Source organism: Nonomuraea coxensis DSM 45129, from assembly GCF_019397265.1.
In the GTDB taxonomy this organism is placed as follows: domain Bacteria; phylum Actinomycetota; class Actinomycetes; order Streptosporangiales; family Streptosporangiaceae; genus Nonomuraea; species Nonomuraea coxensis.
The window spans coordinates 5,263,292-5,277,354 of record NZ_CP068985.1 but is presented as its reverse complement, the minus strand read 5'-3'; the positions used below and the strand labels follow the sequence as shown (position 1 = coordinate 5,277,354).

The 14,063-nt window shown below is 73.6% G+C and carries 14 protein-coding genes; 5 read left to right on the top strand and 9 right to left on the bottom strand.

Features of this window, described 5'->3' with window-relative positions; all coding sequences use genetic code 11:
* Complete coding sequence (locus tag Nocox_RS24950) at window positions 1–864, bottom strand: FAD binding domain-containing protein (protein ID WP_020541101.1); 864 nt, start codon at window positions 862–864, stop codon at window positions 1–3.
* Window positions 865–949: 85 nt separating this feature from the next.
* Between Nocox_RS24950 and Nocox_RS24945 the strand changes: the two genes are divergently transcribed.
* A complete protein-coding gene (locus Nocox_RS24945) occupies window positions 950–1,858 on the top strand; it encodes a LysR family transcriptional regulator (RefSeq protein WP_020541102.1) in 909 nt (302 codons plus the stop codon).
* 22 nt (window positions 1,859–1,880) lie between these two features.
* On the opposite strand, the gene eda is transcribed toward Nocox_RS24945, so the two are convergent.
* From eda to zwf, 4 genes are all read right to left on the bottom strand, one after another.
* A complete protein-coding gene (eda, locus tag Nocox_RS24940) occupies window positions 1,881–2,495 on the bottom strand; it encodes a bifunctional 4-hydroxy-2-oxoglutarate aldolase/2-dehydro-3-deoxy-phosphogluconate aldolase (RefSeq protein ID WP_020541103.1) in 615 nt (204 codons plus the stop codon).
* 73 nt (window positions 2,496–2,568) lie between these two features.
* On the bottom strand, window positions 2,569–3,534 hold the full coding sequence (gene glk / locus Nocox_RS24935) for a glucokinase (protein ID WP_020541104.1): 966 nt from the start codon (window positions 3,532–3,534) through the stop codon (window positions 2,569–2,571).
* Window positions 3,535–3,697: 163 nt separating this feature from the next.
* Entirely contained in the window at window positions 3,698–5,641 is a 1,944-nt protein-coding gene (edd, locus tag Nocox_RS24930; protein ID WP_033408144.1) for a phosphogluconate dehydratase, read from the bottom strand.
* A 5-nt stretch (window positions 5,642–5,646) separates the two neighbouring features.
* Entirely contained in the window at window positions 5,647–7,122 is a 1,476-nt protein-coding gene (gene zwf / locus Nocox_RS24925; RefSeq protein ID WP_020541106.1) for a glucose-6-phosphate dehydrogenase, read from the bottom strand.
* A gap of 143 nt (window positions 7,123–7,265) precedes the next feature.
* On the opposite strand from zwf, the gene Nocox_RS24920 reads away from it, so the two are divergent.
* Entirely contained in the window at window positions 7,266–8,462 is a 1,197-nt protein-coding gene (locus Nocox_RS24920) for an ROK family transcriptional regulator (RefSeq protein ID WP_020541107.1), read from the top strand.
* Between the two features lies 1 nt (window position 8,463).
* Here the strand turns inward: Nocox_RS24920 and Nocox_RS24915 are convergent, their stop codons facing one another.
* Window positions 8,464–10,038 (bottom strand): ATP-binding cassette domain-containing protein, encoded by a 1,575-nt coding sequence (locus Nocox_RS24915; protein ID WP_020541108.1) that lies wholly within the window; start codon window positions 10,036–10,038, stop codon window positions 8,464–8,466.
* A gap of 77 nt (window positions 10,039–10,115) precedes the next feature.
* Between Nocox_RS24915 and Nocox_RS24910 the strand changes: the two genes are divergently transcribed.
* Complete coding sequence (locus Nocox_RS24910) at window positions 10,116–10,751, top strand: TetR/AcrR family transcriptional regulator (RefSeq protein WP_020541109.1); 636 nt, start codon at window positions 10,116–10,118, stop codon at window positions 10,749–10,751.
* Between the two features lie 6 nt (window positions 10,752–10,757).
* Here Nocox_RS24910 and Nocox_RS24905 read toward each other — a convergent pair whose 3' ends face one another.
* Complete coding sequence (locus Nocox_RS24905) at window positions 10,758–11,459, bottom strand: hypothetical protein (RefSeq protein ID WP_020541110.1); 702 nt, start codon at window positions 11,457–11,459, stop codon at window positions 10,758–10,760.
* Between the two features lie 76 nt (window positions 11,460–11,535).
* Here Nocox_RS24905 and rpsD point away from each other — a divergent pair, with 76 nt between their 5' ends.
* On the top strand, window positions 11,536–12,150 hold the full coding sequence (rpsD, locus tag Nocox_RS24900; protein ID WP_026213911.1) for a 30S ribosomal protein S4: 615 nt from the start codon (window positions 11,536–11,538) through the stop codon (window positions 12,148–12,150).
* Window positions 12,151–12,194: 44 nt separating this feature from the next.
* Here the strand turns inward: rpsD and Nocox_RS24895 are convergent, their stop codons facing one another.
* The gene (locus Nocox_RS24895) at window positions 12,195–12,995 is read right to left on the bottom strand and encodes an ion transporter (RefSeq protein WP_020541112.1); all 801 of its coding nucleotides are present in this window, start codon (window positions 12,993–12,995) and stop codon (window positions 12,195–12,197) included.
* Window positions 12,996–13,078: 83 nt separating this feature from the next.
* On the opposite strand from Nocox_RS24895, the gene Nocox_RS24890 reads away from it, so the two are divergent.
* Window positions 13,079–13,375 carry a DUF4190 domain-containing protein gene (locus Nocox_RS24890; RefSeq protein ID WP_020541113.1) on the top strand — a complete coding sequence of 99 codons (297 nt, stop codon included), beginning with the start codon at window positions 13,079–13,081 and terminating at the stop codon, window positions 13,373–13,375.
* On the opposite strand, the gene Nocox_RS24885 is transcribed toward Nocox_RS24890, so the two are convergent.
* The gene (locus Nocox_RS24885) at window positions 13,313–14,020 is read right to left on the bottom strand and encodes a TetR/AcrR family transcriptional regulator (protein ID WP_020541114.1); all 708 of its coding nucleotides are present in this window, start codon (window positions 14,018–14,020) and stop codon (window positions 13,313–13,315) included. The two genes, Nocox_RS24890 and Nocox_RS24885, sit on opposite strands and share 63 nt — an antisense overlap.
* Window positions 14,021–14,063: the final 43 nt, after the last annotated feature.

The window sequence follows — 14,063 nt, the reverse complement described above, 5'->3', positions numbered from 1 at the left end:
TCAGATCCTTCCCGCCGCCGTGGTGAGGGCGCGCCGGGTGAGCTCGGCGGCCAGATGACGCTTGTAGTCGGCCGGGCCGCGCTGGTCGGCGTGCGGCTCGCAGTGCTCGGCCGCGACCCGGCCCGCCGCCGCGAACGCCTCCGCGTCCGGCGGGCGGCCGACCAGCAGCTCCTCGGCCTCGGGGGCGCGGAAGCCCTCGGCCCCGACGGCGGTCAGCCCGACGCCGGCCCGGGTGATCACGCCGTCCTCGACCGTGAGCACGGCTCCGGCGGCGGCCACGGGCCAGTCGCCGACGCGCCGCTCGACCTTCTCGTACGCGCTGCCGGTGCCCGGCCTGACCGGGACGCGGAGCTGGATCAGCAGCTCGTTCGGCTCGACGGCGGTCTCGTACGGGCCGCGGTGGAAGTCCCGGATCGGGACGTGGCGCACGCCGCCCGGCCCCTGGATGACCGCGGTGGCGTGCAGGGCGGCGAACACCGCCGCCAGGTCCTCGGAAGGATCGCCCTGGCACAGCGAGCCGCCGACGGTCCCCCGGTTCCTGACGATCGGGTCGGCGATGACCCGCTCCGCATCCCGAAATATCGGGAAAAGGTCGGTGGCGGTGGCGCTGTCCAGCAACTCGGCGTGCCTGACCAGCGCGCCGATCGCCAGCTCGTCGCCCTCGACCGCGACGCGGCCCAGCTCACCGGCCAGGCCGTTGATGTCGATCAGGGCCTCGGGCTGGGCCAGGCGGAGTTTCATCATGGGGATGAGGCTGTGGCCGCCGGCCACGATCCTGGCGTCGGGGCCGTACCGCTCCAGGAGCGCGATCGCGTGCGGGACGCTGTCGGCACGTTCGTAGGCGAACGTCGCGGGAACCTGCATGCCTGCACAGTGCTGTCACCGATTTGTCGCGACAATCCACGAATAAGGGATTCCTTAATCCGCGTCGCGCGTCTATGAAGAGGGCGTGACACTCAGCCAGCTCGGCGCGTTCGTCTTCGTCGCCCGCCTCGGCTCGGTCAAGGCCGCCGCACGGGCCCTCGGCGTCAGCGAGCCCGCCGTCTCCCAGTCGCTCGGCCAGCTCCGCAGGCACCTCGGCGACCCGCTGCTCACCCGGTCGGGCGACCGCATGGTGCTCACCGAGGGCGGGCGCCGCCTGCTCGGCATCGCCTCACGGATGGTCGCGCTCGGCGCGGAGGCGTTCGACGCCGTCCGGCCCGGCCGCCCCGCCCGCCTCCACGTGGTCATGGACGCCGGCCTCGCCGAGTACGTCGCCGCCCCCCTGCTCTGCCTGTTCACCCAGCGCAAGCCGGTGGACGCCACGACCGGCGTCGCCGCGACGGCGGAGGTCCCGCTGCTGCTGTCCAGCCGCCTGGCCGACGTCGCGCTCGGCGCGCAGGCGAGCGGCGAGGGCCTCGCCGGCCGCCCGGTGCTGCGCTGCCGCCTGATCGTGGTGGGCGCGCCCGAGGGCCGCCGCGACCACTGGCTCGTCGGACCCTCCGGCACCGACCCGGCCAGCGACACGGGCCGCCTGCTCCGCCTCCTGCGCGTGCCCGAGTCCCAGGTGCGCGTCTACGCCAACCAGAGCGCCGCCTGGACGGCCGCGGCCGAGGGCGCCGGCCTCGCCCCGGCCACCGCCCACCTGGTCTCCTCGCAGCTCCGCCGCGGCACGCTGGTCCCCGTCGACACCCCGGCCACCCCGATGCCCGCCTACTGGTACGCCACCACCCTCGGCCCCGACGCCCGCCCGTCGGCCGCCGGGACCTTCCTCGACTTCCTCACCACCCCGGCCGCCACCCAGACCATGCGCTCCCCGGACGACGGCATCCCCCGCAGCCGCTTCCGCCCGCCGGTGCACGTCTCCATCTGGAGCTGAGCGGTCCGGGAGCCGGGCGGGCTCAGGGGCGCAGGGCGGCGGCCTCCGAAGCCAGCTTCTCGACGCGGGCCCAGTCGCCCGCGGCCAGGGCGTCGGCCGGGGTGAGCCAGGTGCCGCCGACGCAGCCGACGTTCGGCAGCGCCAGGTAGTCGGCGGCCGTCGTGGCGCGGATGCCGCCGGTCGGGCAGAAGCGCACGTCGGGGAGCGGCCCCGACAGGGCCTTCAGGTACGGCACGCCGCCCGCCGCCTCCGCGGGGAAGAACTTCAGCTCCCTGATGCCCCGCTCGGCCAGCGCCATGACCTCCGACACGGTGGCCGCGCCCGGCAGGTACGGCAGCCCGCTCGCCTCCAGCGCCTCGACCAGCGACGGCGTGGTCCCCGGCGAGACCAGGAACCGGGCTCCGGCCGCCGCGGACGCGGTGACGTCCTCGGCGGTGCGGACGGTGCCCGCGCCGACCACGGCCTGCGGCACCTCGGCGGCGATGCGCGCGATGGCCTCGCGGGCGACCGGGGTGCGCAGGGTCACCTCGATGGCCGGCAGGCCGCCGGCGACCAGCGCCCGCGCCAGCGGCACGGCGGTCGCGACGTCCTCGATCACCACGACGGGGATCACGGGGGCCAGATCGAGCAAGCTCATGCGGTTCTCTCTCCTCGTCGGCCCGCCGGCGGCGGGCCGTTCTCAGTTCACGGACGGAAGGCGGCGGCCGTCCTCAGCTCACCAGTTCCCGGCGGGCGCGCCGGTTCAGCCAGGCCGCCGCGCCGGTCAGCGCGGGTTGCGGGGCGACGATGAGCGCCGTCCCGATGCCCTCCAGATATGCCGACATGTCGGGGTTGGAGGTGAAGCGCGACCGGAAGTCGCTGGCCCGTACCCGCTCCACGATCCTGGGCAGCACCCCGCCGCCCAGGTACACCCCGCCCCGCGCGCCCAGCGTCAGCGCGACGTTCCCGGCGAAGCCGCCCAGCAGGCTGCAGAACACCTCCACCGTCTCCGCGCACAGCGAGTCGTCCAGCCTGGCCACGATGTCGGCGGCGGACAGCTCGGGCGCGCTCACGCCGTTGACCTCGGCCAGCGCCCGGTGCAGCCGGACCAGGCCGGGCCCGGACAGCACGTGCTCGGCCACCACGTGCGGCAGCCCCCGCGCCCGCAGGACCCGGACGACCTCCAGCTCCCGCTCGTCCACGACAGGCAGGGTGACGTGCCCGCCCTCGCCGGGGACGGGCGTCCAGCCGTGCTCCGCCGGCACCAGGGCGCTCACGCCCAGCCCCGTGCCGGGGCCGAGCACGGCCTTGACGCCGTGGCCGGGCTCCGGCCCGCCGAGCGGCACCAGGTCGTCGCCGGCCAGGTGCGGCAGCGACAGGGCCAGCGCCTCGAAGTCGTTGAGCAGCCGGGCGTACGGCACGCCGAGGTCGCGTACGGATCCGGCCCAGGCCGAGTTCGTCAGCCGGTAGCGGTCGCCGTCGATCGGCCCCGCCAGGGCCAGGCAGGCCGCGCCCGGCCGCGCCCCGCCCGCGTGCTGCGCGAGGTAGGCGGCCACGGCGTCGGGAAGGGTGGGGTGGTCGGCCCCGGCCAGGACCGCGACGCGCGACGGCGGCTCGTCCAGCGAGGTGACCAGCCCGAAGCGGGCGTTGGTCCCCCCGATGTCGGCGACGAGCCAGGGAAGGTCTAGGGCACTCACCGCGCACCTCCGGTGGTCAGGGCGGCGTCAAGATCGCTCGCCATCTCCCGAAGGATGCCATGGACGCTCACGGAGTCCCAGAGGGGATCGTGAGCACGTTCCGGGTGATGAGCGGTCATTGTCCGCCAAGCGGACATACGGCTACGTACCGTCATACAACACGCTACCGTGGCAGTCCGGCCGGACGGGTGCCGACCGGGACGCCCGTCTCCAGGTGGGAGGCGCCCGCCTCGGCGGGGAAGCCCAGCCCCGGGCCGTGGTGCGGCGACTCGGCGCCGCTCACGCCGAAGATCCCCGCGCCCTGCTCGGCGTGCCCCGCCATCCGGCGGAACGCGGCGAACAGCTCACGCCCGGTGCCCACCCACTGCGCGTCGCTCAGCGGCCGGCCCTCCGGCGCGCGCCGGGCCAGCTCCTCGGCCGGCACCAGCAGCTCCAGCGTCCCGGCCGCCGAGTCCAGGCGGATCACGTCGCCGTCGCGCACCAGCGCGATCGGGCCGCCGTCGGCCGCCTCGGGCGACAGGTGGATGGCCGCGGGGACCTTGCCCGACGCGCCCGACATGCGGCCGTCGGTGACGATCGCCACCCGCTGGCCGCGGTCCAGCAGCACCGCGAGCGGCGGGGTCAGCTTGTGCAGCTCCGGCATGCCGTTCGCGCTCGGCCCCTGGTAGCGGATGACCGCCACGAAGTCCTGCCCGTCCAGCTCGCCCGCCTCGAACGCCGACAGCAGGTCGAGCTGGTCGTCGAAGACCTTGGCCGGCGCCTCGATCACCAGGTGCTCGGGCTTGACCGCCGACACCTTGCTGACCGCCCGGCCCAGGTTGCCCGAGACCATGTGGATGCCGCCGTCCGCCGAGAACGGCTCCGCCACCGGCCGCAGCACGCCGAGGTCCTTGCTGCCGCCGGTCACCGGCGACCACACCAGCTCGCCGTCCACCAGCTCGGGGGCCTCCCGGTAGCGGTCCAGGCCGGGTCCGGCCACCGTCATGACGTCGCCGTGCAGCAGGCCCGCGTCCAGCAGGTCGCCGATGAGCACCTGCATGCCGCCGGCCTCGCGGAAGTGGTTCACGTCGGCCTGGCCGTTGGGGTAGATCTTGGTGAGCGACGGCACGACGCCGGACAGGCGGGCGAGGTCGTCCCAGGTCAGGACGATCCCGGCGGCGGCCGCCATGGCGACCAGGTGCAGGGTGTGGTTGGTGGAGCCGCCGGTGGCCAGCAGCGCCACGCAGGCGTTGACCACGCTGCGCTCGTCCACCAGCTCGCCGATCGGCGTGTACTCCGCGCCGTGCGCGGTGATCTCCACCGCCCGCCGCCCGGCCGCCCTGGTCAGCGCGTGGCGCAGCTCGGTGTGCGGGTTGACGAACGTCGAGCCCGGCAGGTGCAGGCCCATGACCTCCATCAGCGCCTGGTTGGAGTTCGCGGTGCCGTAGAAGGTGCAGGTGCCGGGGGAGTGGTACGACTTCGCCTCGGCGTCCAGCAGCTCGTCCCGGCCGACCTTGCCCTCGGCGAAGAGCTGGCGGGTGCGCGCCTTGACCTTGTTCGGCAGGCCGGAGGTCATCGGCCCGGCCGGCACGAAGATCGCCGGCAGGTGCCCGAAGTGCAGCGCCCCGATGAACAGGCCCGGCACGATCTTGTCGCACACGCCCAGCAGCAGCGAGGAGTCGAACATGTCGTGCGAGAGCGCGATCGCCGTCGCCATCGCGATCACGTCGCGGCTGTAGAGCGACAGCTCCATGCCGGGACGGCCCTGCGTGATGCCGTCGCACATGGCGGGCACCCCGCCCGCGACCTGCGCCACGCCGCCGGCCGCGCGCACCGCCGCCTTCAGCTCGGGCGGGTAGGTCTCGTACGGCTGGTGGGCGGAGAGCATGTCGTTGTAGCTGGTCACGATCGCCACGCCCGGCTTGGCCGTGCCGCGCAGCACCGGCTTGTCCGCCTCCGGCGCGGCGGCGAAGCCGTGGGCCAGGTTGGCGCAGCCGAGGTGGGCGCGGGCCGGGCCCTTGGCGCGGGCGGCCTCGCCGTCGCGGCGGATCCTGGCCAGGTAGTTCGCCCGGCTGGCGGCGCTGCGCTCCGCGATGCGGTCGGTGACCTCCTGGACGACGGCGTTCATGACGTTCACAGTTCCTCCTCGTGCCAGGCGCGACCGCTGCGGCCGAGCAGCTCGTGGGCTCCGGCGGGGCCGGTCGTGCCGGCGGGATAGGGCTCGGGCAGTGCGGGGGCGGACCTCCAGGCGTCCAGGATCGGATCGATCCAGCGCCAGGCGGCCTCGACCTCGTCGCGGCGCATGAACAGGGTGGGGTTGCCGGCCAGCACGTCGGTGAGCAGCCGCTCGTACGCCTCGGGCACGCGGGCGGTGAACGTCTTGCCGAAGCTCAGCGCCATCGGCACCGGCTTCAGCGTCACCTCGCCCGCGCCCGGCTCCTTGGCCATGAGGTGCAGCTCGATGCCCTCCTCGGGCTGCAGGCGCAGCACCAGGCGGTTGGGGCTGCCGCCGGGGAAGATGGAGTGCGGCACGTCCTTGAACTGCACCACGATCTCCGAGCGCCGGTACGGCATGCGCTTGCCCGTACGCAGGTAGAACGGCACCCCGGCCCAGCGCCAGTTCCTGATCTCGGCCCGGATCGCGGTGAAGGTCTCCACCCGCCGCGAGGACTCGGTGGGCGGCGTCGAGCCGGGCTCGTCGAGGTAGCCGGGCAGGTCGCCGGCGCCGGTGTACTGGCCGCGCACGGTGAACCGGTCGACCTCGGAGCCCGTGATCGGCCGCAGCGCCTGCAGCACCTTGACCTTCTCGTCGCGGATCGCCTCGCGGTCGTTCTGCGCGGGCGGCTCCATCGCGGTGAGCGTGAGGAGCTGGAGCAGGTGGTTCTGCACCATGTCGCGCAGCGCGCCGGCGTGGTCGTAGTAGCCGCGCCGGCCCGGCGTGCCGACGGTCTCGGCGGCGGTGATCTGGACGTGGTCGATCCACAGGGAGTTCCAGACCGGCTCCAGGAAGGCGTTGGCGAAGCGCAGGACCAGGAGGTTCTGGACGGTCTCCTTGCCCAGGTAGTGGTCGATGCGGAAGATCTGGCGCTCGTCGAAGATGGCGCCGACCTCGTCGTTGATGCGCTGCGCGCTCGGCAGGTCGTGGCCGAGCGGCTTCTCCAGCACCACGCGCGAGCGCGGCGTCACCAGGCCGGCCTCGGCGAGCTCGCGGCAGAAGGGGCCGAACGTGCGGGGCGGGCTCGCGAGGTAGAACACCCGGTCGCGGTCCTCCTGGCCGGCCAGCAGCCCGGCCAGGTGGTGCCAGCCGGTGCGGTCGGCGCCGCCGACGTCCACCGACACGTGGTGCAGCCGGCCCAGGAAGCGCTGCCAGACGGCGGGGTCGTCCACCGGGACGGAGTCGCGTACCTCGGCGTCCACCTTGCCGCGGAAGTCGGAGTCGGCGAGCCCGCCACGGGACATGGCGATCACGCGGGTCTCGGGGGAGAGCCGGCCGTCCCGGTCGCAGTGGTACAGGGCGGGAAGCAGCTTGCGCAGGGACAGGTCGCCGGTCCCGCCGAAGACGACGAGATCAGCGGTATGGACGGGGCCTGCTGCGGGAGGGGTGGACACGGTGTAGAGCTCCGAAGATCTTCCAATGCGAGGACAGAACGGACACTAACCAGAGTTTAGGTTGTGCACAAGCAGAGTTTTGGCATCTGAGATGAAAAAGTCTGGAGGTTCCATTACACAAGCGGGTGTGATTCACTTGGCCGATGTCACGTCGTACCGCCGCGAGCCTCGCCACGAGCGGCGAGGTGCTCCGCCTCATCCGCAGCGGTGAGGCCGTGACGCGCGCCGACCTCGGCCGCGTCACCGGACTGTCGCGCCCCGCAGTGCAGCTCCGCGTCGCCGAGCTGCTCGAACGCGGTCTCGTCGTGGAGCGCGCCGACGCTCCCTCGACCGGCGGCCGGCCGCCCGTCCGGCTGGAGTTCAACGCCGGAGGCGGCCTGGTGCTGGTGGCCGCGCTCGGCGCGACCCGCACCCGCGTCGCCATCTGCGACCTGGCCGGGCGCGAGCTGGACGGCCGCGAGTTCCAGATCGACGTCGAGCAGGGCCCCGACGTCGTGCTGCCGCTGGTCATGGACACCTGGGACGACCTCCTCGGCGACCGCCCGCGGGCGATGATCCGCGGCGTGGGCATGGGCATGCCGGCGACGGTCGAGTTCGCGCAGGGCCGCACCGAGAGCGCCCGCGTGATGGCCTCGTGGACCGGCGTGGTGATCCCGCCGGTCGTCCAGGCCCGCTTCCCCGTCCCCGTGCTGGTGGACAACGACGTCAACGTGCTGGCCATCGGCGAGCACCGCGGCCTCTACCCCGACGTCGACGACCTGATGTTCGTGAAGGTGTCCACGCGGATCGGCGCGGGCGTGATCGCCGGCGGCGGCATCCTGCGCGGCGCGCTCGGCGCGGCCGGTGAGATCGGCCACATCCCCGTGCTCGACGGCGGCGGCGTGCTGTGCCGCTGCGGCAACACCGGCTGCGTCGACTCCGTGGCCAGCGGCACCGCGCTGCTGCGCGAGCTGCGCGCGGCCGGCAAGGACGTCAAGACCATCGCCGACGTCACCGCCCTGGTCCGGGCCGGCGACGCCGAGACCATGGCCATGGTGCGCACGGCCGGCCGCCGCATCGGCGAGGTGCTGGCCGGCGCGGTCAACATCCTCAACCCGTCGATCGTGGTGCTCGGCGGCGACGTGGCCGAGGCGTTCGGGCCGCTGGTGTCGAGCATCCGCGAGGTCGTCTACCGCCGCTCCACGGCGCTCGCCACCCGGCGGCTGCGCATCGAGCCGAGCAGGCTGGGCGCGCAGGCCGGCATCAGCGGGTGCGCGGTGATGGTGCTCGACCACGTGCTCGCGCCCGAGGCCGTGGACGAGACCATGACGGTCACCGCCCTGCGCCGCCAGCCGGTCTGACTCAGGCGTCCCACACGGGCTCGTCGCTCTCCCGTACCGCGCCGTCCGCGCCGAGGATCAGGTGCCGGTCGAGGTCGCGGGCGAACCACCGGTCGTGCGTGACCGCCAGCACCGTCCCCTCGAACCCCTCCAGCCCCCGCTGCAGCGCCTCCGCGCTTGCCAGGTCGAGGTTGTCGGTCGGCTCGTCGAGCAGCAGCAGCGTGGCCCCGGACAGCTCCAGCAGCAGGATCTGCAGCCGCGCCTGCTGACCGCCGGAAAGCGTCTCGAACGTCTGCCCGCCCGCCGGGGCCAGCTCGTAGCGGGCGAGGGCGGCCATGGCGTCGTCGCGGGTCAGCGCGTGCCTGGCCATGATCAGCTCGGCGACCGGCCGGCCCCGCAGGTCGGGCCGCAGATGGGTCTGCGCGAAGTAGCCGGGGACGACCCGCGCCCCGAGCCGGGCCGCGCCGGTGTGCGCGACCGGCTCGCCGGCCAGCAGCCGCAGCAGGTGGGACTTGCCGGTGCCGTTCGGCCCGAGCACGCCGACGCGCTCGCCGAAGTGGATCTCGGTGGAGAACGGCCGCAGCAGCCCGGTCAGCTCCAGCTCCTCGCACGTCACGGCCCGCTTGCCGGTGCGGCCGCCGCGCAGCCGCATCCGCACGTTCTGCTCCTTCGGCGCCCTCCGCGGCGGGCCCTCGCGCTCGAAGCGCTCCAGCCGGGTGAGCGCCGACCGGTACGCCCCCGCCAGCGCGTCGTTGTGCGCCGAGCGCTGCCGCAGCGTGTGCACCAGGCGGCGCAGCCGGGCCCGCTCGTCCTCCCAGCGCCGCCGCCGGTCCTCCAGCCGCTCCGCGCGCCGCCGCCGCGCCTCGCCGTAGCCGGCGAAGCCGCCGCCGTGCACCCACACCGTACGCCCCTCCACGGTGACGATCCGGTCGGCCGCCTCGGCGAGGAGCTGCCGGTCGTGCGAGACGAGCAGCACCGTCTTGGCCGAGTCGCGGACCGCCCGCTCCAGCCACTGCTTGGCCGGCACGTCGAGGTAGTTGTCCGGCTCGTCCAGCAGCAGCACCTCGTCGGGGCCGCGCAGCAGCGCCTCCAGCATGAGCCGCTTCTGCTCGCCGCCGGACAGCGTGCCGAGGCCGCGGCCGGCGACCCGGTCGTAGGGCAGCCCGAGCGCCGCGTGCGCGCACACGTCCCACACGACCTCCAGCTCGTAGCCGCCGGCGTCGGCGTAGTCGGCGAGCGCCTGGGCGTAGGCGAGCTGCGCGGGCTCGTCGTCGCGCGCGGCCAGCGCCGCGGCGGCCGTCTCCACCTCCGCCGCCGCCTGCCGCACCCGCCGGGGCGCGACGCCGAGCAGCAGGTCGTGGACGGTGCCCTCGCCGAGGAACTGCCGCATGACCCCGATGCCGCCGCTGCTCGCCACCCGGCCGCCGGCCGGGCGCAGCTCGCCCGCGATCAGCCGCAGCAGCGTCGTCTTGCCGCCGCCGTTGGGGCCGACGAGCGCCGCCTTGGCCCCGCCGCCCACCTTGAACGACGCCTCCAGCAGCAGCGGCCGCCCGCCGGGCAGCAGGTACGTCAGCTCGCTCACCTCGATGTGCCCCAAGCCCCCGCCGCCTCTCTCGATCGCCGTTCCACTACTAGACCATTGATCCGGTTGGCGTACAACGTAATATCAGACGGGTGGAGAACGTGTGGTCGCGCCCCCGCAAGGTCCCAAGGCAGACGCTGACGCTGGAGCGGATCGTGGCCGAGGCCGTCGCGCTGCTCGACGAGGAGGGCGTGACCCGGCTGACCATGCGCCGGCTCGCCGAGCGGCTCGGCACCGGCTCGACCACCCTCTACTGGCACGTCACGACCAAGGAGGACGTCCTCGACCTGGCCCTCGACGAGGTCTTCGCCGAGGCGCCGCTGCCGGCCGCGCGGCCCGGCGAGCCCTGGCACGAGCCGGTGCGCGCGCTGATGGAGGGCTGGCGGTCGGCCCTGCTGCGCCACCCGTGGTCGGCGACCGTCCTCGACCGCCCGCTGCTCGGCCCGAACGCGCTGACCCGCACCGAGTTCCTGTTCCAGACCCTGATCGCGGCCGGGTTCGCCGCCCCGGGGGCCGCCGCGCACAGCCTGGCCGGCTTCGTCACGGGCTCGGTGATCTCCCAGGTCACCTGGCAGCGGCGCGCGGGGGAGGAGGTGGACGTGTTCCTGCGCGAGCGGGCGGGCGGCTGGCCGGCCCTCGCCGCGCACGGGCTCGCCCCCGACTGGGACGCCACGTTCGCCGAGGGGCTCGGCTACCTCCTGGCGGGGATGGACCAGGCGCGGCGCTGACCGGGGTCAGCAGGTGCAGAGCAGGCCGCGCAGCGCCGTCTCCAGGCACGTGCCGGACCGCGCGGGGCGCGGCCAGGGGAAGCGCACGAGCGACTCGTCGGCCCGTACGGTGGCGCCCAAGCGGTCCAGCTCCCACAGCCACACGTCGCCCGCCTTCTCGCCGAGCTGCCGCGACACGCCGGCGGTGAGCTGCGCCCGGTGGGAGGCGTTGACGTGGGCCAGCACCCGTTCGGCGAGGTCGGCGAGCGGATCGGGCGCCGCGTCCAGGTAGTCGTCGGCGTCCAGCGTCCCCGACTCCTGGCCGGTCAGGTAGACGACCTGGGCCACGTCCAGGCGCAGCAGGCGGGGCGCGTCCGGCCTCCCGAACCGCTCCAGGGCCTCGAACAGGCTCTCGTCCGCGTGGTGCGCGGCCACCGCCACCGCCGCGGCGCGCGCCTCCTCCTCGGGAACGGCCTCGGCCCAGCCCTGCACCTCGATGAGGCCGCGCGGGTGCGCGGCCTCGCCGAGCCGGCGCATCGCGGTCAGGTTGACCGCCACCACGGCGTCGCCGGTCAGGCCGTGCAGGGTCTCGCCGGGGCGCACGAGGAGCACCGGCCGCCCGCGCTCGTCCACGCCGCCGCGGGCGGGCGAGGGAACGCCGTCGACGGCGAGCTCGGCGACCTCGGCGGTCGCGGCGAGGGTACGGACCCGCTCGGGGATCGGCAGCATGACGCCTCCTTCGGCACGACAAAGTGATAGGTTAGGCTTACCTAAGTAAGGGTTACCTAATCACATTGAGGTGAACGTGCGCTACACCGGCCCCAAGGTGCGACTGTCGCGTCGCGCGGGCGTACCGCTGACCAGGAAAGCCGTCCGTTACTTCGAGACGCGCCCCTACCCGCCGGGCGAGCACGGCCGCAGGACCAACCGCCGCACCACCGGCGACTACGGGCTGCGGCTGCTGGAGAAGCAGAAGCTGCGCTGGTACTACGACGTCTCCGAGCGGCAGCTCCGCCGCTACTGGGACCTCGCGGTGCGCAAGCCGGGCGCCTCGGGCGCCGAGCTGGTGACGCTGCTGGAGACCCGCCTGGCCTCCCTCGTGCTGCGCGCCGGGCTCGCGCCGTCGATCTACGCCGCCCGCCAGTACATCGCCCACGGGCACATCGCCGTGGACGGCCGCAAGGTGGACATCCCGAGCTACCTGGTCAAGCCGGGGCAGGTCGTGTCGGTCAGGGAGCGCTCGCGCGGGATGCAGCCGTTCGTGGCCGCCGCCGCGGGGATCCACGCCGACGAGCGGACGGCGGCGTACCTGTCGGTGGACCTCGCCGAGCTGCGCTTCACGCTCACCACCCGGCCCGGGCGCGAGCAGATCGCGGTCCCCGTGGACGAGCAGCTCGTGGTGGAGTTCTACTCCCGATGACGGCGGCGGGGAGCGCCGCGCGCCACGCTCCCCGCGCCGGGGGTTCACTCGACCGGGCTGCGCCCCCGCAGCTCGGCGACCTCCCTGCGCAGCTCGGCCAGCTCCCGCAGGATCAGCTCGGAGTGCGCGACGCCGTCCTGGATGGCGGCGAGCTCCTCGGCGCGCTCCTCGGCGTTCTCCTCGTCCATGGCGCTGACCACGACCGCCATGAACAGGTTCAGGATCACGAACGTGCACACCAGGATGAAGATGGTGAAGAAGATCCAGGCCGACGGGTGCCGGGTCATCACCTCCCTGGCGATGTTGCCCCAGTCGTCGCCGGTCATCGTCTGGTAGAGGGTGAACAGCGAGGTCGGCAGGCTGCCGAAGCGGTCGGGGGCGGCGGTGCCGTAGAGCTTGGTGGCCATCACGGCGGCCACGTACAGGACCAGGCCCAGCAGCACCACGATGGAGCTCATGCCGGGCATCGCGCGCAGCAGCGCCGAGACGACCCTGCGCAGGCTGGGCACCACGGACAGCAGCCGCAGCGCGCGCAGGACGCGCATCGCCCGCAGCACCGACAGGCCACCGGTCGCCGGCGCGAAGGCGATGGCGACGATGACGAAGTCGAAGATGTTCCACGGGTCGCGGACGAACCGCGCCCGCTGGACGTAGATCTTGGCCAGCAGTTCGACGGCGAAGATGTAGAGCGCGGCGTGGTCCACCACGGTCAGCAGGGTGCCGTAGCGCTCCACGACGGGTGGGAACGTCTCCAGGCCCAGTGTGGCGGCGTTGACCAGGATGACCCCGACGATGAAACGCTGGAAGCGCTTATGGGCGAGTACGGCACGAGTGCGTTCGCGCACGGATGATGCTCCTAGGGGAATGGATCAGGTGCCGTACCATGATGGCGTAACATGATCAAGACAGTGGCGGTATATAAGAAGCCATGTCATATCCCCCATACGACCCGCCCTACTACGGGCCTCAGCAGCACAACCACCCCAACGGCACGACCATCCTCGTGCTCGGCATCCTGAGCCTGGTGGTGTGCACCTTCATCGGCCCGTTCGCCTGGTCGATGGGCAACAGGGCGCTGCGCGAGATCGACGAGAGCGGCTACGTCTTCGCCAACCGCGGCCACGTCCAGGCCGGGCGCATCTGCGGGATCATCAGCACCGTCCTATTCGCCCTCACTCTGCTGTTCGTCGCCTTCGGGGTCACCGTCGCCATCGTCACCTCCTGAGGCTTCCGCCGGGGCTCGCCGGCCGTAGTCGCCGAGCCCCGACTCCAACAGGTCGAACGCCCGCTCCGCCTGCGCCCTGAGGCCGGGCTCGACGCTCGCCCAGTCCTCGCCCGCCGTCACGCGGCCGAGCGCGTACGCCCCGAGCAGCCGCGTGGCGGCGAGCACCTGCGCCGCCACGAGCCGGGGGGAGAGGTCCTCCGGCGCGGTGTCCAGCTCGTCGGCCAGCGCCCGCGCCAGAGCCTCCTCGCGTTGCTCCTGCATCTCGCGCATCCGGGCGACCAGTGCGGGGCTCGCGGCCACGATCCCGGCGAAGACGTCGGCGCCCTGGTTGAGCCCGTAGCGCCAGTCGCGGCCGGCGACCGCGTCGAGGAAGTCGCGCCGGAAGGCCCGCACCACGCTCTCGCCCGGCTCCCGCTCCCGCAGCACCCGCGCCGGCAGGTCGACGGCGACCTCCTGCCGGTCGGCGAACAGGTCCTCCTTCGTGCCGAAGTAGTTGAAGACGGTGTTCACCGACACGTCGGCCGCGCGCGCCACCTCGGCCACGGTCACGTGGTCGAACCCCTTCGCCATGAACAGCCCCATCGCGACGTCGGCGATGCGCTGCCTGGTCTCGCGCTTCTTCCGCTCCCGCAGCCCTTCTTCCATGCCTGCATGCTATCCAAATTGCAGTGACTCCAAAATTATGGTT